This is a genomic window from Nocardioides sp. Root140 (assembly GCF_001426745.1).
Taxonomy (GTDB): Bacteria; Actinomycetota; Actinomycetes; order Propionibacteriales; family Nocardioidaceae; genus Nocardioides.
Genome location: NZ_LMFI01000013.1, coordinates 77,480 through 95,024, shown reverse-complemented (window position 1 = coordinate 95,024; position 17,545 = coordinate 77,480). Strand labels below are relative to the sequence as shown.

General features: G+C 70.3%; 19 protein-coding genes. 17 read left to right on the top strand and 2 right to left on the bottom strand.

Annotation, left to right across the window (positions count from 1 at the left end; translation table 11 throughout):
* Nucleotides 1-45 precede the first annotated feature (45 nt).
* The 7 genes from ASD30_RS21795 to ASD30_RS21765 all read left to right on the top strand — a co-directional run bounded on the left by ASD30_RS21795 (nt 46) and on the right by ASD30_RS21765 (nt 7,117).
* Nucleotides 46-786: an SDR family NAD(P)-dependent oxidoreductase gene (locus tag ASD30_RS21795; protein ID WP_156388483.1), complete on the top strand. Its 741-nt coding sequence runs from the start codon at nt 46-48 to the stop codon at nt 784-786.
* 41 nt (nt 787-827) lie between these two features.
* Nucleotides 828-2,333, top strand: coding sequence for an FAD-dependent oxidoreductase (locus ASD30_RS21790; protein WP_056687108.1), 1,506 nt, complete (start codon nt 828-830; stop codon nt 2,331-2,333).
* Nucleotides 2,330-3,214, top strand: a complete 885-nt coding sequence (locus ASD30_RS21785; protein WP_056687105.1) for an IclR family transcriptional regulator — start codon at nt 2,330-2,332, stop codon at nt 3,212-3,214. Before ASD30_RS21790 ends, ASD30_RS21785 begins: the two co-directional genes overlap by 4 nt.
* A gap of 156 nt (nt 3,215-3,370) precedes the next feature.
* Nucleotides 3,371-4,315 carry an ABC transporter permease gene (locus ASD30_RS21780; RefSeq protein WP_156393745.1) on the top strand — a complete coding sequence of 315 codons (945 nt, stop codon included), beginning with the start codon at nt 3,371-3,373 and terminating at the stop codon, nt 4,313-4,315.
* Nucleotides 4,312-5,214, top strand: coding sequence for an ABC transporter permease (locus ASD30_RS21775; RefSeq protein ID WP_156388482.1), 903 nt, complete (start codon nt 4,312-4,314; stop codon nt 5,212-5,214). Before ASD30_RS21780 ends, ASD30_RS21775 begins: the two co-directional genes overlap by 4 nt.
* A gap of 2 nt (nt 5,215-5,216) precedes the next feature.
* A complete protein-coding gene (locus ASD30_RS21770) occupies nt 5,217-6,242 on the top strand; it encodes an ABC transporter ATP-binding protein (RefSeq protein ID WP_056687096.1) in 1,026 nt (341 codons plus the stop codon).
* Nucleotides 6,239-7,117 carry an ATP-binding cassette domain-containing protein gene (locus ASD30_RS21765; protein ID WP_056687093.1) on the top strand — a complete coding sequence of 293 codons (879 nt, stop codon included), beginning with the start codon at nt 6,239-6,241 and terminating at the stop codon, nt 7,115-7,117. Before ASD30_RS21770 ends, ASD30_RS21765 begins: the two co-directional genes overlap by 4 nt.
* A 109-nt stretch (nt 7,118-7,226) precedes the next feature.
* On the opposite strand, the gene ASD30_RS21760 is transcribed toward ASD30_RS21765, so the two are convergent.
* Nucleotides 7,227-8,264 (bottom strand): phosphotransferase family protein, encoded by a 1,038-nt coding sequence (locus ASD30_RS21760; RefSeq protein WP_056687090.1) that lies wholly within the window; start codon nt 8,262-8,264, stop codon nt 7,227-7,229.
* A gap of 93 nt (nt 8,265-8,357) precedes the next feature.
* Between ASD30_RS21760 and ASD30_RS21755 the strand changes: the two genes are divergently transcribed.
* The 6 genes from ASD30_RS21755 to ASD30_RS21730 are packed head-to-tail and all read left to right on the top strand — an operon-like array spanning nt 8,358 to nt 14,264.
* A complete protein-coding gene (locus tag ASD30_RS21755) occupies nt 8,358-9,230 on the top strand; it encodes a CoA transferase subunit A (protein ID WP_321163483.1) in 873 nt (290 codons plus the stop codon).
* Entirely contained in the window at nt 9,227-9,985 is a 759-nt protein-coding gene (locus ASD30_RS21750) for a CoA-transferase subunit beta (protein WP_056687088.1), read from the top strand. The genes ASD30_RS21755 and ASD30_RS21750 overlap by 4 nt, the downstream gene beginning before the upstream one ends.
* Nucleotides 9,982-11,055 (top strand): NAD(P)H-dependent flavin oxidoreductase, encoded by a 1,074-nt coding sequence (locus tag ASD30_RS21745; protein ID WP_056687085.1) that lies wholly within the window; start codon nt 9,982-9,984, stop codon nt 11,053-11,055. The genes ASD30_RS21750 and ASD30_RS21745 overlap by 4 nt, the downstream gene beginning before the upstream one ends.
* A 30-nt stretch (nt 11,056-11,085) precedes the next feature.
* Nucleotides 11,086-11,997 (top strand): SDR family oxidoreductase, encoded by a 912-nt coding sequence (locus ASD30_RS21740; protein WP_056687083.1) that lies wholly within the window; start codon nt 11,086-11,088, stop codon nt 11,995-11,997.
* Between the two features lie 13 nt (nt 11,998-12,010).
* Nucleotides 12,011-12,985 (top strand): NADPH:quinone oxidoreductase family protein, encoded by a 975-nt coding sequence (locus tag ASD30_RS21735; protein WP_056687080.1) that lies wholly within the window; start codon nt 12,011-12,013, stop codon nt 12,983-12,985.
* A 28-nt stretch (nt 12,986-13,013) separates the two neighbouring features.
* A complete protein-coding gene (locus ASD30_RS21730) occupies nt 13,014-14,264 on the top strand; it encodes an acyl-CoA dehydrogenase family protein (RefSeq protein ID WP_442938264.1) in 1,251 nt (416 codons plus the stop codon).
* 12 nt (nt 14,265-14,276) lie between these two features.
* On the opposite strand, the gene ASD30_RS21725 is transcribed toward ASD30_RS21730, so the two are convergent.
* Nucleotides 14,277-15,077 (bottom strand): sugar phosphate isomerase/epimerase family protein, encoded by an 801-nt coding sequence (locus tag ASD30_RS21725; RefSeq protein WP_082564075.1) that lies wholly within the window; start codon nt 15,075-15,077, stop codon nt 14,277-14,279.
* A gap of 69 nt (nt 15,078-15,146) precedes the next feature.
* On the opposite strand from ASD30_RS21725, the gene ASD30_RS21720 reads away from it, so the two are divergent.
* Genes ASD30_RS21720 through ASD30_RS21705 form a run of 4 tightly spaced genes read left to right on the top strand, consistent with a single transcriptional unit; the run spans nt 15,147 to nt 17,438 of the window.
* Complete coding sequence (locus tag ASD30_RS21720) at nt 15,147-15,932, top strand: SDR family oxidoreductase (protein WP_056687075.1); 786 nt, start codon at nt 15,147-15,149, stop codon at nt 15,930-15,932.
* A gap of 26 nt (nt 15,933-15,958) precedes the next feature.
* Entirely contained in the window at nt 15,959-16,408 is a 450-nt protein-coding gene (locus tag ASD30_RS21715) for an FAS1-like dehydratase domain-containing protein (protein ID WP_056687072.1), read from the top strand.
* Nucleotides 16,405-16,827, top strand: coding sequence for a MaoC/PaaZ C-terminal domain-containing protein (locus tag ASD30_RS21710; RefSeq protein WP_200951214.1), 423 nt, complete (start codon nt 16,405-16,407; stop codon nt 16,825-16,827). Before ASD30_RS21715 ends, ASD30_RS21710 begins: the two co-directional genes overlap by 4 nt.
* Nucleotides 16,824-17,438 (top strand): transferase hexapeptide repeat family protein, encoded by a 615-nt coding sequence (locus ASD30_RS21705; RefSeq protein WP_056687069.1) that lies wholly within the window; start codon nt 16,824-16,826, stop codon nt 17,436-17,438. The genes ASD30_RS21710 and ASD30_RS21705 overlap by 4 nt, the downstream gene beginning before the upstream one ends.
* Nucleotides 17,439-17,545: the final 107 nt, after the last annotated feature.

Genomic DNA, 17,545 nt, shown 5'->3' with positions numbered 1-17,545 from the left:
CTTGCTACATGTGATCCAGAACACTCATGAACGAGGAGGATGACCGTGGTGGAACCGCTGGTCGATCTGACGGACCGCGTCGTGCTCATCACCGGCGCCGCCGGCGGCCAGGGCGTCGAGCACGCCCGGGTGTGTGCTGAGCTGGGCGCCTCGGTGGTGCTCGCCGACCTCGACCTCGCAGCGACGCGTTCGGTGGCCGACGGCATCGAGGGCCCGACGCTCGCTGTCGCCCTCGACGTACGCAGCGAGGAGTCGTGGGACGCGGCGCTGGCCGCGACCGTCGAGGCGTTCGGGCGGCTCGACGTGCTGGTCAACAACGCCGGCCTCTACCGCCTCGGTGCGCTCGAGGGCCTGGAGCGTGGCGAGGTCGAGGCCGCGATGGCGGTCAACGTGCTCGGGCCGATCCTCGGCATGCAGCGGGTCGTTCCCTTGATGGAACCCCGTGGCGGATCGATCGTGAACATCGCCTCCACCGCGGGGCTGGGCGGCTATCCGGGAGCGATCTCGTACGCCGCGTCGAAGTGGGCGTTGCGCGGGGCCACCAAGTCGGCCGCCATGGAGCTGGGGCCGAAGGGCATCCGGGTCAACTGCATCTGCCCCGGCGCGATCGACACCCCGATGATCACCGAGGCGACGCGCGCCGGCGGGGGAGCGGTGGCCACCCAGCCGATCGCCCGGGTCGGGCAACCGGCGGAGGTGGCGGCCCTGGTGGCCTTCCTCGCCAGCGAGGCCAGCAGCTACTGCACCGGACAGGACTTCATCGTCGACGGCGGTCAGTCGATCTGACGATCCCCGCATCGCGGGCACACGAATCAGGAGCGAATGTGATGAGTGAACGGACAAGGGACCAGGGCTCAGGCAGCTGGGACCTCGAGGTGGACGTCGTCGTGCTCGGCATGGGTGCTGCGGGATGCGCGGCCGCCATCGAGGCCCACGAGTCCGGTGCGAGCGTGGTCCTCCTCGAGAAGCTCTCGGGAGGGCTCGAGGGCGGCAACACCCGCGTCTCGGGAGGCGCCTGGTTCCGCACACACGACGTGGAAGGGGCCGAGACCTACCTCAACAGCTTGTCGGGCGGCTACCCATTGCCGCCGGCGGTGGTCAGCACCTGGGCCAGGGAGACCGCCCAGCTCACCGAGTGGGTCGAGAGCGCGCTGGGCGCCACGACCGCGCTGGTCGGTGAAGCCGTCAACGGCAAGGGTCGGGGGATCCCGTCGGAGTTCCCGGGCCTGGAGGGCAGCGACTCCTACGGCGGCATGGTCGCCGTGGACGGACAGCTCGGCCGATCGCGTCTCCTCAACGCCCTGTTCGCCGGGCTCGAGACCCGGGCCATCGACGTACGACTCGCGACGCCCGCGCGTCGCCTGGTCCAGGACCCGGAGTCCCGGGCGGTCACGGGTGTGCTGGCCGAGACTCCCGACGGTGGAACGCTCCGGGTTCGTGCCCGGGGCGGCGTCGTGCTGGCCACCGGCGGGTTCGAGGGCAACGTCGAGATGGTGCGCGACTACCTGCGACTGCCGCAGAACCTGCCCTGGGGCTCGCCGTACAACACCGGCGACGGCCACAAGATGGCGCAGAAGGTCGGCGCGGACCTGTGGCACATGGACAACATGATGAGCATCGAGGGCTTCGCCGTCGCCGGCTACCAGAGCGGGTTCTACGGGCGCTTCTTCTTCAGCAACGGCTTCATCTTCGTCGACTCGCTCGGCAAGCGCTGCGACGACGAGCTGCCGAGCATCGGTCACGGGCACGCGCTGCGGCACGGCGCCTACGAGCACTCGCCGGTACGACGGGTGCACGCGATCTTCGACGAGGCGACGAGACTGGCCGGACCCGTCTCGCCGAACGGTGACGTCCTCGCCGTCGGGTGGAACGTGCTGGTCGAGGGCTATGAGTGGAGCGCCGACAACTCGGTCGAGGTCGACAAGGGCTGGCTCCACAAGGGCGAGACCCTCGACGAGCTGGCCGCGAGCCTCGAGGTCGATCCCGAGGCCCTGCACCGCACAGTCGCACGGTGGAACGCCTCGTGCGAGGCCGGTGAGGACGAGCAGTTCGGGCGAGACCCTGACACTCTCGTGGCGCTCGGCGACGGGCCCTACTACGCGTTCACCTCGGCGCCGATGCTTGCCTGGACCAATGGCGGCCCTCGTCGCGACGAGCACTGCCGTGTGCTCGACCCGTTCGGCGATGTCATCGATGGCCTCTACGCGGCGGGCAGCGTCAGCTCGACGTACAGCTGGGCCCGCGACAGCGGCATGCACATCGCCGACGCGCTGGCGTTCGGACGTGTCGCAGGAAGAACCGCATCGGCATCGACTCAAGGAGCCTCGTCATGACCACACTGTCCGTCGTACCCGAGGCCGAGGTTCCGGCGCGGTCGACACCGCCGTCGATGCTCGACCGGATGACGTTGATCATGGAGTGCTTCTCGGCGCGTGCCGCCAGTCGCACCCTGGAGGACGTGGCCGCGGCGACCCACCTGCCACGGTCGACCACGCACCGGATCCTGGTCGATCTCGTGCGGCTCGGCTGGCTCGCGCTGGGCACCGAGGGCTACTGCCTCGGTCACCGGCAGCTGATGTTCGGCGGCGGCGACGAGGGCCACGGGCGGCTCCGGGAGGCGACCGCCGAGACCTTGCACGACCTCGCGCTGCGCACCGGCATGGTCGTGCACCTGGCCGTGCTCTCCGACAGCGAGATCCACTACCTCGACAAGGTCGGCGGCCGCTTCGCCGCCCAGATCCCGTCGCGGGTCGGAGGGCGGGCGCCCGCACACTCCACCGCGCTCGGCAAGGCGATGCTGGCCTGGCTCTCGCCCGAACAGGTCGACCTGCAGCTGGAGGGTTCCCTGGGCAGGCTGACCAACCGCACCATCTCGCGGTTGCCCACCCTGCACCAGGAGCTCGGCCGGATCCGCAGCCGCCACGGGCTCGCCTTCGAACGCGGAGAGTGCTTCCCGGACATCGCCTGCGTGGCCGCCGCCATCCGTTCGCCGGAGGGCCCGGTGGCCAGCATCTCGCTGTGCGGCGAGGCCGGTGTGCCACTGGAGAAGGTCGCGCCGCTGGTTGCCCACGCTGCGCGTGCGACGGCCGAAGAGCTGTTCCCGCGCCGCAAGTCGAACCGCAATCGCCCGTCAGTGGCGCCGCTGGAGGAGACCTGGTCGACCGAGGCCATGGACGCCCTGCTCTCGGTCGGCTCCGGCTCCGACTGGATCTGACCCGTCAGACACAGATCCGTACTCCCAGTCAGTGGGAAACCGGATGTGACGCACGTCGCTTGACCTAGGTTCACGAATGCCGGCGTGGCCGCCGCGCACAAGACCACCCCGACAGTCGGCATCGCCGGCTCCCGGACGACAACGATGGTGAGTTCTATGACCCGATTTATCGGAAAGCGCCTTCTGCTGGCGGTGCCGACGATCATCCTCGTGACGCTGCTCGTGTTCGTGTTGATGGAGCTCTCGCCCACCGACCCGGCGGCAGTCCTCGCGGGTGACAACCCCACCCCCGAGCGGCTCGCCGAGATCCGCGAGCTGCACGGCTTCGACCGGCCCTTCCTGACCCGCTACCTCGAGTGGGGCTGGAACGCCCTCCAGGGTGACTTCGGGGTCTCCCCGGTGACGCACCAGTCGGTGCTCGCCGACCTGATGTACCGCTTGCCGATCACCGCGTCCCTCGTGGTGCTGGCGCTCTTCTTCAGCCTGGTGATGGGTGTCGTCCTCGGCACCGTCGCCGCCCTCAACAAGGGTGGTGTCGTCGACTGGCTGATGAACTCGATCGCCAACCTGCTGATGGCGATCCCGCCCTTCGTCGCCGCCGTGCTCCTGGTCCTGTTCCTGGCCATCCTGTCGCCGGTCTTCCCGGCCACGGGCTACGCGGACCTGTCGACCGGCATCGGTCCGTGGCTGCAGTTCACCACGCTTCCCGCGCTCTCCCTGGCGATCATCCCCGGCGCCTTGCTGACCAGGCAGGTCCGCGGAGCCCTGGTCGACGCACTCGAGGAGGACTACGTCCGCACCGCGAGGGCCAAGGGACTGCAGCGACGCCTGATCGTCGGCAAGCACGCCGCCAAGAATGCCGCCGTACCGGTGGTCACCGTCCTCGGGCTCGTGATCACCCAGATGTTCGGCGGAGCCGTCGTGGTCGAGCGGATCTTCGCGATCCCCGGCCTCGGCTCGGTCAGCGTCGAGTCGGTGCTCAACGGTGACCTGATCACGCTGCAGGGCCTCGTGCTCCTCGTCGCCGTGCTGGTGACCGTGGTCAACCTGTGCGTCGACGCCTCCTACGGCTACTTCAACCCGAGACTGAGGACCCGATGACCATGTCCCTCGCCGACTCGACGAACCTCAGCGCCACCCCGCCCAAGCGGCGTCGCCGGCTGAACAACCGGGTGCTGCGGCGCCTGATGCGCAACAAGGCCGCGGTCGCCTCCATGGTCGTCATCTTCCTGCTGGTCGTCGTCGCCGTCTTCGGTGACCTGCTGGCACCCCACGACCCGAACAAGGTCACGTTGTCCCTGCGGCTGATGGGCCCCTCCGGCGACCACCTGCTCGGCACCGACGAGCTCGGCCGCGACGTGCTGAGCCGGTTGATCGTGGCCACCCGCGTCGACCTGCTCGCCTCGGCCCAGGCGGTCGGCATCGCGCTCTCGGTCGGCGTACCGCTCGGCATCGTGGCCGGCTACCTCGGCGGGTTCACCGACGCAGTCCTGAGCCGGGTCATCGACGCTCTGATGACCCTCCCGCCGCTGATCCTGGCGGTGGTGGTGGTCGCCATTCTCGGCCCTGGCCTGCGCAACGCCATGTTCGCCATCGCCATCCTGATCGTGCCGAGCTTCTACCGCATCGTGCGGGCGTCCACGCAGGGAGCGCGCAACGAGCTCTACATCGAGAGCGCCCGCGCCAGCGGCTGCGGCACCTGGCGGATCCTGTGGCGGCACATCCTGCCCGCGGTCGCCCCGCCGCTGCTCGTGCAGGCGTCGTTCTCCGCGTCGGTCGTGATCGTGGCCGAGGCCAGCCTGTCGTTCCTGGGCCTCGGCGCCCGCGTGCCGCAGGCCACCTGGGGGCTGATGCTCAACGACGCCTCGTCGAACCTCACCACCAGCGCCTACCTGATCTACCCGCCGACCGTCATGGTCGCGATCACCATCCTGGCCTTCTCGCTGCTGGGCGACGGCCTCCGCGACGCCCTCGGGCGCCAGACCACGGACGGGAAATGAACATGTCTGCCCTCGAGATCACGGCCGAGCCCCACGTGGGCGAGGTGGTCATGCAGGCCACCGACCTGACCGTCGAGGTCAGCACGGAGAGGGGCTGGGTCACGATCGTCGACAGCGTCGACCTCACGGTGAACCGCAACGAGGTGGTCGGCCTGGTCGGTGAGTCGGGCTCCGGAAAGACCCTCACCTCGCTGTCGGTGATGGGTCTCCTGCCCAAGAACGCGAGGATCAGTCGCGGGTCCGTCGACCTGATGGGCCAACGCATCTCGGACATGGAGGAGCGCAAGCTCGCCGACGTCCGTGGCGCCAAGGCGGCGATGATCTTCCAGGAGCCGCGGCGCTGCCTCAACCCCGCGTTCACCGTCGGCGACCAGGTCGCCGAGTCCCTGCGCCGGCACCGCGGCTGGTCCCGCAAGCGGGCGATGCAGCACACGATCGAGCTCTTCAAGCTGGTCGAGATCCCGCAGGCCGAGCACCGGGTCAAGCAGTATCCGCACGAGTTCAGCGGCGGCATGTGCCAGCGGGTGATGCTCGCCATGGCGATCGCCTGCGACCCGATGCTGCTGATCGCGGACGAGCCGACCACGGCGCTCGACGTGACCGTGCAGCGTCAGGTGCTCGAGCTGATCCGCAGGCTCCAGGCCGAGCTCGGCCTCGGCGTCCTGCTGATCACCCACGACCTCGGCGTGGTCGCCGAGATGTGCGACCGGGTGTCGGTGATGTACGCCGGCCAGGTGGTCGAGGAGGCCCCCGCCGACGAGCTGTTCCACAACCCGCAGAACCCCTACACCAGTGCGCTCCTGCAGTCGATGCTCGAGCCGTCCCGGCGAGGAGAGCCGCTCGGCTTCATCCCCGGGCTGGTGCCGGCACCGCACGAGTTCCCCGCGACGTGCCGTTTCCAGGACCGTTGCCGGCACGCGGTCGAGGAGACCTGCCGCCAGACCATTCCGCTGACCTCCGTAGCGCCCGGCCACCTGAGCCGATGCGCGCGGGCCGCCGAACTCGACCTCCCGGGAGTGCGCGCATGACCACCACGAACCCCACCCTGTCCGTGCGCGGCCTGACCAAGGTCTACGGACGTCGCGCCACGCTGCTGCGCCGGCACCCGCACCAGCTGAAGGCCGTCGACGGCGTCGACCTCGACATCGCTCCGGGCAAGACCCTGGGCCTGGTGGGGGAGAGTGGCGCCGGCAAGTCCACGGTCGGGCGACTGGTGCTCCGGCTCATCGAGCCCGACGCCGGCACGATCAACCTGCTCGACACCGACATCTCCACCATGTCGCGCGGCGACCTGCGGCGGATGCGGTCGCACGCCACGATGATCTTCCAGGACCCGTACACGTCGCTCGACCCGCGCATGCTGATCAAGGACTCGGTCGCCGAGCCGTTGATCGTGCACACCGACGACAACCGGGCCACCCGGCACAAGAAGGCACTCGAGATGGTGCGCCGGGTCGGGCTCGACACCGCACACATGGAGCGCTTCCCCTACGAGATGTCGGGCGGCCAGCTCCAGCGCGTCGCCATCGCGCGGGCACTGATCACCGACCCGTCCTTCATCGTGTGTGACGAGCCGGTCGCCGCCCTCGACGTCTCCACGCAGGCCCAGGTGATCAACCTGCTCAACGACCTGCAGGCCGAGCGCGGCATCTCCTACCTGTTCATCTCCCACGACCTGCGCCTGGTGCGGCTGATCGCCGACGAGGTCGCGGTCATGCGCGCCGGCAAGCTCCTCGAGACCGGCTCGGCCGAGCGGGTCTTCGCCGCGCCGGAGACCGACTACACGCGTGAGCTCCTGGCCGCCATCCCGGGTCGCAGCCCGAGGCACCGCCGGTTCAACGGAGAGACCGCCGCATCCGTGGAGCTCGACGAGGCCGAGCGGGAAGAGGCCGTGGTCGTCTAGCCCCTGCAGGAGTCCCCGGTGCGCCGCGGAAACCTGCACCTACCACGGCATATTTGCCGTGGGGAGCAACTGTTTCCCCGGTGCGCCGGGGATCGCTGCAACCGGGAAGTCAGGCCAGCGCGTGGGTCTCCTGCCAGGCGCGGGCGGCCAGGCCCTGCGCCTGCACGCCGAACGACTCGGGCGTGCGGTCGCTGGCGCCCATGGCGCCGCGCAGCATCCGGGTGTGGACGTCCTCGACGATGCAGGCGGTCTTCCACCAGTTGAAGACGACGTAGTAGGCCACCTCGGCCGGGTCCGCCCCGCTCGCGGCGAGATACCGGTCGCGCAGCTCGTCACGGCTGGCGAACCCCGGCACCCGCGTCGGGGGACTGTTCAGCGCGGTGAATTCGTCGTCGGGCTCTGCCCAGTAGACGAGGAGCTGACCGAGGTCCGCGAGCGGGTCGCCGACCGTGGTGAGCTCCCAGTCGAGCAGGCCCAGCACAGCGCCGTCCGCGCCCAGGATGCAGTTGTCCACCCGGAAGTCGCCGTGCACGATGCTCGACCGGCTCTGCTCCGGGCAGTGCTCGACCAGCCAGGCATGGGTCCGCGCGAGGTCGGGCAGGTCGCGGGTGCGGGTGGACTCCCAGTTGCGGTGCCAGCGACGGAGCTGGCGCTCGGCGTAGTCCCTCCGCTTGGCGAGGTCGCCGAGGCCCAGGCGGTTGGGGTCGACCTCGTGGAGGGCCACGAGCGCATCGACCAGCGACGGCCCGACGGCGGCGCGCACCTGCGGGTCCAGCGACAGGGCACCCTCGGGATCGCGCACCACCGTGCCGTCCAGGTGCTCCATCACGAAGAAGGGCGCCCCGGTCACGGCGGGGTCGGGGCAGGTCGCCAGCACTGCGGGGACGGGCACCCGGCCGGCGACCGCCTCGAGCAGTCGCGCCTCACGGAGGACGTCGTGCGCGGTGGCCGGAAGGTCGCCCAGGGGAGGCCTGCGCAGCACCGTCCGGCGACCCGTGTCGTCGGTGAGCAGGTAGGTGAGGTTCGAGCGGCCGCCGGCCAGCCGACTCACGTCGAGGGGTAGCCGCAGGTCGATCTGACCGGCCAGCCAGGGCGCGACGGTGTCGAGATCGAGGCCGGTGATGGTGGGGGATTCGCGTGCCGCCACGGGGGCTCCTGGGAAGTGGGATCGGAGGTTGACGTTCGTCGGAATTCGGCTAGTGTAGCCGTTCAACCAAGCGCTTGCTACATCGAAAGGCAGATGATGGCTGACAAACGGATGACCGGCCCCGAAGTGGTCGGGCGGTTGGAGTCGGGCATGACGATCGGGATCGGCGGTTGGGCCTCGCGCCGCAAGCCGATGTCCCTGGTCCGCGAGATCCTGCGCTCCGACCTCACCGACCTCACCGTCGTCTCGTACGGCGGCCCCGACGTCGGCCTGCTGTGCGCGGCCGGCAAGGTCAAGAAGCTGGTCTTCGGCTTCGTGACCCTCGACTCGATTCCCCTGGACCCGCACTTCCGCGCGGCTCGGCAGAGCGGCTCGATCGAGGTCGCCGAGTACGACGAGGGCATGCTCCAGTGGGGCCTGTACGCCGCCTCGATCCGGCTGCCCTTCCTGCCCACGCGTGCCGGCCTGGCCACCTCGGTCACCGACACGAACCCGGACCTGCAGCTCATCACCGACCCCTACGGCAGTGGTGACGAGCTGATCGCGATGCCGGCGATCCACCTCGACGCCGCCCTGGTGCACATGAACCGCGCCGACGCTGCCGGCAACGCGCAGTACCTCGGGCCGGACCCCTACTTCGACGACCTCTTCTGCATGGCCGCCGACCAGGCGTTCGTGTCCTGCGAGAAGGTCGTGCCGACCGAGGAGCTGACCCGCGACCACCACGCCGCGACGATCGCGCTCCGACGCCTGTTCGTCGACGGCGTCGTCGAGGCCCCGAACGGCGCGCACCTCACCTCGTGCGCGCCCGACTACGGCACCGACGAGGGCTTCCTGCGCGAGTACGCCGCCGCGGCGAAGTCGCCCGAGGCCTGGCAGGCGTTCTCCGCCACCTACCTCTCCGGCGACGAAGAGACCTACCAGCGAGCGATCGCTGCCCGAGACGACGAGGAGCTGTCCGCATGAGCGACATCAGCCGTGCCGAGGTGTGCGTGGCCGCCTGCGCCGAGATCTACCGTGACAACGGCGAGATCCTGGCCAGCGCGTTCGGCACCATTCCGGCGATCGGGGTCCGGCTCGCCCGGCACACGTTCTCGCCCGACCTGCTCCTGACCGACGGTGAGTCCCACCTGGTGCAGGGCACCTGGGCGGTCGGCGGTCCGGCCGAGGGCGTCGTCGAGGGATGGTCGCCCTTCCGCGGCATCTTCGACCTCAACTGGACGGGCAAACGGCACATCGTGATGGTGCCGGTGCAGATCGACCGCTTCGGCAACGTGAACATCTCTGCCATCGGCGACCACGCGAAGCCGTCCGTCCAGCTGGTCGGCGTGCGGGGCGCGCCGGGCAACACGGTCTACCACGCGACCAGCTACTGGATCGCCAAGCACAGCACCCGGACGTTCGTCCCGGCCGTGGACATGGTCTCCGGCGCGGGCAACGACCGGGTCGCGGCCGCGGGAACCGGTGCGAGCCGCTACCACGATCTCCGCAAGGTGGTCACCGACCTCGCCGTGCTCGACTACGCCCCCGCCTCCGGCGCGATGCGACTGGTCTCGGTCCACCCGGGAGTGACCGTCGACGAGGTGCACGCCGCCACCGGGTTCGACCTCGTCGTCGACGGTGAGGTGCCGGTGACCCGGCTGCCCACTGACGACGAGCTCGCCCTGATCCGCGACGTCATCGACCCGCGCAACCTGCGCGACAAGGAGGTGCCGGCATGACGGACACCCGCCTGGTCCACCCGGCGCTGAAGACCCGCGCCACCGAGCTGTTCGGCGTCGACCACCCCGTCGTACAGACCGGGATGGGCAACGTCTCCGACGCAAGGCTGACCGCGGCCACGGCCAACGCCGGTGGGCTCGGGATCCTCGCCGCCGGACTGCTGTCGTACGACGAGCTGGTGACCGCGATCGACGAGATCCAGGCCGCCACCGACAAGCCGTTCGGCGTCAACGTGCGCGCCAACCAGCCCGACGTGCACAAGCGGATCGACCTGATGATCAGCGCGGGGGTCAAGGTGGCGTCGTTCGCGCTCGCCCCCAAGCAGGACCTGATCGCCAAGTGCAAGGACGCCGGTCTGGTCGTGATGCCGTCGATCGGCGCCGTCCGCCACGCCGAGAAGGTGGCCTCGTGGGGCGCCGACGCGGTCATCGTGCAGGGCAGCGAGGGTGGCGGCCACACCGGCCAGGTCCCGACCAGCCTGCTGCTGCCCCAGGTGACCGACGCGGTCGACCTCGTGGTGATCGGTGCTGGTGGCTTCTTCGACGGCCGGGGCCTGGTCTCCGCGCTGGCCTACGGCGCCGACGGGATCGCGATGGGCACCCGCTTCATGCTCACATCCGACTCACCGGTCGCGCAGGAGGTCAAGGACGTCTACCTCTCCAAGTCGGTCAACGACACGGTCCTCACCACCCAGGTCGACGGCATTCCGCAACGCGTGCTCCGCGTCGGCCCGATCGCCCAGATCGAGAAGACCCGCCCGGCCGCACGCGTGCTGCGCGCGGCGAGCAACGCCCGCAAGTTCCAGAAGATCTCCGGGGCCCGCTGGCGCGACATGGTCGGCGAGGGCCTGGCCATGCGCAAGCACGAGGACCTCACCTGGAGCCAGGTCGTGATGGCCGCCAATGCTCCGATGCTCTACCGCACGGCCCTGATCGACGGCAACGCCGAAGCCGGCGTCATGGCGACCGGTCAGGTGGTCGGCATGATCGACGACCTGCCCAGCTGCGACGAGCTGGTCTCGCGCATCGTCCGCGAGGCCACCGACGTCCTCGAGCGCTTCGGCGCCTAGGCCACCAACCACCACACCAAGGAGTTCGAGATGTCCGCACTGAACGACCGCGTCGTCGTCATCACCGGAGCGGGCCGCGGCATCGGCCGCGCCCACGCCCTGTTCGCCGCCGAGGAGGGTGCCAAGGTGGTCGTCAACGACATCGGTGCCGGTTCCGACGGCCGGGGCAGCGACGGCTCCGTCGCGGCCGCCGTGGTCGACGAGATCACCGCAGCCGGTGGCACCGCCGTCGGCAGCACGGCCGACGTGCGCACCATGGCCGGCGCCCAGGAGCTGCTCGACCTCGCGCTGGCCACCTATGGCCGCGTCGACGGACTGGTCAACAACGCCGGCGTGCTGCGCGACAAGATGTTCGCCAACATGAGCGAGGACGACTGGGACGCGGTCATCGAGGGCCAGCTCAAGGCGACCTTCGCACCCAGCCGCATCTTCGCCGCGCACTGGCGCGACGAGTCCAAGGCCGGGCGCCAGCCGTCGGCCTCGCTGGTCAACGTGCCCTCCACCTCCGGGCTCATCGGCGCGGTCGGCCAGACCAACTACGGCGCGGCCAAGGCCGGCATCGCGGCCCTGACCGTGATCCTCGCCCAGGAGCTGGGTCGGTACGGCGTCCGCGTCAACGCGGTCACCCCGGTGGCTCGCACCCGGATGACCGAGGACCTGCCGAAGATCGGGGAGATGGTCGCCGCGCCGACCGACCCGAGCCTGTTCGACGTCTACCACCCCGGGAACGTCTCGCCGCTGGTCGGCTGGCTGCTCACCGAGGGCTGCCCGGAGAACGGGTCGGTCTGGTACGCCAAGGGCGGCGAGATCCGCCGCTTCGCCGGCTGGTCCTACGAGTGGACCGTGGACAAGGGCCAGCGCTGGACCATCGAGGAGCTCGACCACGAGATCCGCTCGCGGTCCGCGCAGGCTGCCGACGCCGCCGCCGACCCGCACAACTGAGCCGGGCCGACACATGCGTGCACTGATCTGCCGGCACCTCGGCGCTCCTGACGTGCTGGAGTACGGCGAGCTGCCCGATCCCACAGCGGGCTCGGGCGAGGTCGTCGTCGACGTCGAGGCCGCCGGGGTCAACTTCCCCGACGGGCTGATGGTGGCCGGCAAGTACCAGACCAAGCCGGAGCTCCCGTTCGTCCCCGGGTCGGAGGTGGCCGGCACGATCCGGTCACTCGGCCCGGAGGTGCCGGGGCTCGAGGTGGGGCAACGGGTCACCGCGTTCTGCGGCATCGGCGGGTACGCCGAGCAGGTCGCGGTCCGCGCCGACCAGGTGCACGCCCTCCCCGACGCGACCAGTGCCGTCGACGCGGCGGCCATGCCCGTCGCCTACGGCACGTCGTTCCACGGGCTCGTCGACCGGGCCGGGCTGGCGGCGGGGGAGACGCTGCTGGTGCTCGGCGCCGCCGGTGGGGTCGGCCTGACCGCGGTCGAGATCGGCCACGCCCTGGGGGCTCGGGTGATCGCGGTGGCCTCGACGCCCGAGAAGCTCAAGCTGGCCGCCGAGCACGGCGCCGACGACCTGGTGAACTACCGCGACAACGACCTCACCGAGGCCATCGTCGAGCTCACCGGCGGTGCGGGCGTCGACGTGGTCTACGACCCGGTCGGTGGTGCTGCCGCGGAGTCCGCCGTACGCAAGCTGGCGTGGGGCGGGCGCCACCTCACCGTGGGCTACGCCTCCGGCGACATCCCCCGCGTGGGGATGAACCGGCTGCTGCTCAACGAGGGCAACCTGCTCGGCGTCCTCTGGGGAGCCTGGGCCCGACGCCACCCCGACCGCAACGCCGCCAACGTCCAGCGCCTGCTGGCCTGGCACGGCGAAGGGATGATCCGCCCGCACATCGGCGGCACCTGGCAGCTCGAGGACGGCGTGGCCGCCCTCGAGACCGTGATGAACAGGTCCGCCCTCGGCAAGATCGTCCTGCTCACCTGAGAACCCCTGACCCGAACGGATGACCCTGATGAGCACCACCACCGAAGCACCTCCTGCAGTCGACCTGCCCGTGATGGACCTCGGCCCCTCGGCCCGGGTCCGCGAGGTGCTGGCCGATCTCCAGTCGTTCATGGACGAGGCCGTGTACCCGGCCGAGGCCGTCTACGCGCAGCAGCGCGCGGACGCCGGGCCGGAGGGCACCCACGTGCTGCCCCAGGTCGTCGAGGACCTCAAGAAGGAGGCGCGGTCGCGCGGGCTGTGGAACCTCTTCTTGCCCGACCTGTCCGGGCTCAGCAACCTCGAGTACGCGTACGTCGCCGAGCTGACCGGACGGTCGCCGTACATCGCCCCCGAGGCGCTGAACTGCGCGGCACCCGACACCGGCAACATGGAGCTGCTGCACATGTTCGGCACCGACGCGCAGAAGCAGCAGTGGCTCGAGCCGTTGCTCGACGGGCGGATCAGGTCCGGCTTCTCGATGACCGAGCCGGACGTCGCCTCGTCCGACGCGCGCAACATCGCCACGTCGATCACCCGTGACGGCGACGAGTACGTGATCAACGGCCGCAAGTGGTGGACCACCGGTGCCGCCGACCCGAACTGCCAGCTGCTGATCCTGATGGGCAAGACCGACCCGGAGGCCGAGACCTACCGCCAGCAGTCGATGATCCTGGTCCCGGTGGACACCCCCGGCGTCACGATCGTGCGCTCGCTGCCGATCTTCGGCTACGTCGACCAGCACGGGCACGCGGAGATCACCTTCGACGACGTCCGGGTCCCGATCGGCAACCTCCTCGGCGCCGAAGGATCTGGCTTCGCCATCGCCCAGGCCCGTCTCGGCCCCGGCCGGATCCACCACGCCATGCGGGCCATCGGCATGGCCGAGCGCGGTCTCGAGCTGATGGTGAAGCGGACCATGGGCCGCGAGGCGTTCGGCGGTCCGATCTCGGACCAGGGCGTGGTCCGCACCTGGATCGCCGAGTCGCGCATGGAGATCGAGCAGGCCCGCCTGCTCGTGCTCAAGACCGCCTGGCTGATCGACCAGGTCGGCGTCAAGGGCGCCGCCACCGAGATCGCCGCGATCAAGGTCGTCGCCCCACGCGTCGCACGATCGGTGCTCGACCGGGCCATCCAGTGCCACGGTGGTGGCGGCGTGACCGACGACTTCCCGATCGCCCGGATGTGGGCCACCGGTCGCATCCTCGGCATCGCGGACGGACCCGACGAGGTGCACATCCGCAGCGTCGCGCGGGTCGAGCTCAAGAAGCACCGCGCGTGATCCGCGCGGGCTTCAGCCCTTGCTGAGCTGGCGATCCAGCCACTCGAGGGCGCGCGCGTGCGCGCCCTCGACGCCTTCAGCGTCGATGCGCGGTCCGAGGATCTCGATCTCGTGGACGCCGGTGTAGCCGGCCGCCACGACGTCGCGGACCAGTCGGTCGAGTGGCAGGTCCCCGTCGCCGGGCACCCAGCGGTTCGGCTGCTCCAGCGTGCCGTGCACGAAGTCGCCGTACTGCACGATCCGGATCACGTCGAGGCCGTCGGCCAGCGTGGCGGCGAGCCTCGGCTCGGCCCAGCAGCAGTAGAGGTCGGCGCACACGCCGACGCCCAGGTGGCGTGCCGCAGCCACCGCGTCGCGCAGCGTGTGCAGGAACGACACGTCGCTGCGCAGCGAGTGGGTGTTCTCCACGGTCAGGGTGATGCCGAGGTCGTCCGCTCGGGCGGCCAGTGGCGCGAGGCGTACGGCGAACGAGGTCAGCGCTTCCTCCCAGCACAGGGGGCCAGCGGGTCCCGTGGTGAGGGTGACCACCGGGATTCCCAGCCGGGCCGCGAAGTCGATCGACTGCGCGGCAAGCTCCAGCTGCTCCCGGCCTGCGGGGGAGTCGACGGACGCCGGCGTGGTGAGGCCGCTGCCGATCGAGCCGACCACCAGCCCCGAGGCCTTGATCGCGGCCTCGGCCTCGCGCCACCCATGACCTTCGAGCTGTCTCGAACCGATCGCCACCCGGTCCACCCGGAGGCGGGACAGGCAGGCGAGCAGGTCGGGCAGCGCCCAGGCGTTCATGGCGATCGTGCTGATGCTGGACAAAACCATGGGACGAGGGTAGCAAGCGCTTGGTTGAGGGGCTAGGGTGAGCGCACCACATCGACAGGAGCCACACGGATGTCACAGGACAACGGATCAGGAAACGCGCCCGGGCGAGGCCTGCTCGCCGGCCGCTCGGTGCTCGTCACCGGCGCCGCGGGCACGGGCATCGGCTTCGCCACCGCCCTGCGCTGCGCCGAGGAAGGTGCCCGCGTCGCGATCAGCGCCCGCAGCGCCGAGAAGGTGGAGCTCGCTGCCGACCAGCTCGAGAAGCTCGTCGGGGTTCGCCCGGTGACCACGGTCTGCGACATCACCGTCGAGTCCGAGGTGCAGGCGATGATCGCCGCCGCCGACGAGCGGCTCGACGGCCTCGACGTGCTGGTCAACAATGCGGCCGTCGGTGGCATGGCCCCGGTCGCGGAGATGACCGACGAGCAGTGGGACGCCGTGCTCGACACCACCCTCAAGGGCACCTTCCGTTGCACCCGGGCCGCACTGCGCCTCATGCTGCCGCGCAAGAGCGGCGTGATCGTCAACAACGCCTCGGTCGTGGGCTGGAAGGCCTCGCCCGGGATGGCCCACTACGCCGCCGCCAAGGCCGGTGTGATGGCACTGACCCGTGCGTCGGCACTCGAGGCCGCGTCCGCCGGGATCCGCATCAACGCCGTGGCGCCGACCCTGGTCGCCCACGACGAGCTCGCGGCGAAGATGCCGCCCGGCGTGATGGACCAGCTCGGCGCCCAACAGCCCCTCGGTCGCGCCGGAGAACCCTCCGAGATCGCCAACGTGATCGTGTTCCTCGCCAGCGACTACGCGTCCTACCTGACCGGCGAGGTCATCTCGGTCAGCGCCCAACACGCGTAGGCACCCGACACCCACAAGGAAGAGACATGGCCAACCCAGATGCAGTGGGGCGCTCCGGCTCCCCGTTCACCCTCGACGTAGAACGCGGCAAGATCCGTGAGTTCGCCCGGGCCACCGGATCCTCCGATCCGGCCTACCTCCAGGGCGACCACCCGGTGTCGCCGCCGACGTTCCTGACCACGCAGTTCTTCTGGCAGGACGGCGACGCCAACGCCTGGCAGCTCGTGGAGCTCAACCAGCAGCGCGGCCTGCACGCCGAGCAGGAGTACACCTTCTTCGGGCCGCCACCGAAGGCCGGCACCCGGCTCACCGCGCAGTCGACGATCACCAACATGTTCGAGAAGCAGGGCCGACGCGGCGGGCCGATGACGTTCGTGGAGATGGTGACCGAGTTCCGTGACGAGTCCGGCGCGCTGGTCGCCCAGGCCAAGATGACCGGCGTCGAGACCGGTCGCGCACCCGAGGAGGAGAAGTGAGTACGTCGATCGACAGCACCACGCTGGTCGTGCCGGAGGCGCTGGTCTTCGGGCCGGTGACCCGCACCGACTTCGTGCGCTACCAGGGCGCCTCGGGCGACATGAACCCGATCCACCACGACGAGGAGTTCGCCAAGGCTGCCGGCTTCCCGGCCCCGTTCGCGGTCGGCATGTTCCAGGCCGGGTTGCTCGCCTCGTGGGCGACTGCCTGGCTGGGCGCGGAGAACGTGCGCTCCTACCGGGTGCGCTTCAAGGAGCAGGTCTGGCCCGGCGACGTGCTGACCTGCACCGGCGCCGTCACCAGGGAGTACGCCGAGGGCGACGAGCAGCGCGTCGACCTCGAGCTGACCTGCGCGCGTCAGACCGGTGGCGTCGCGATCACCGCGTGGGCCACGTTCGTCGTGCCGGCCGCGTCATGACTGCCTACTCCATCGACGGGGTCAGCCCCGTGGTCCACGAGACCGCGTTCGTCCACCCTCAGGCCAGCCTGATCGGCGACGTCGTGATCGGGCCGGAGTGCTACATCGGCCCGTTCGCCAGCCTGCGTGGCGACTTCGGACGGATCGACGTGCGCGCCGGCTCCAATGTGCAGGACAGCTGCACGGTGCACGTCTTCCCCGGTCAGGACACGATCCTCGAGGAGGGCAGCCACATCGGGCACGGCGCCGTACTGCACGGCTGCCACCTCGAGCCCGGCGTGCTGGTCGGCATGAACTCCGTGATCATGGACGGCACCCGGATCGGCCCCCGCTCCCTCGTCGCAGCGCACAGCTTCGTCCGCGCCGGTGGCGACTACGCCGCTGAGTCGCTGATCGCCGGCAGCCCGGCCAAGTTCATCCGGCGCCTCGACGAGGTGACCCTTGCCTGGAAGGCGAACGGCGCCGACGTCTATCGCGAGCTCGCCGCCCGCAGCCTGGCCAGCCTCCGGGAGGTCACCCCACTGCGTGAGGTCGAGCCGGACCGCAAGCGGGTCAGCACCGGCCGCGACACGTCGACCCCGCTGCACGAGATCCGCGCAGAAGGCGCCTAGGCACTGGGCATCGGCGCCGGTCCTGCTGGTCGGGACCGGAGGCCAACCGGAGCCCAGCTCGCAGCAGGCTGGGCACGGCGGCAGCCCGCCCGAATCCTGTGAGGACC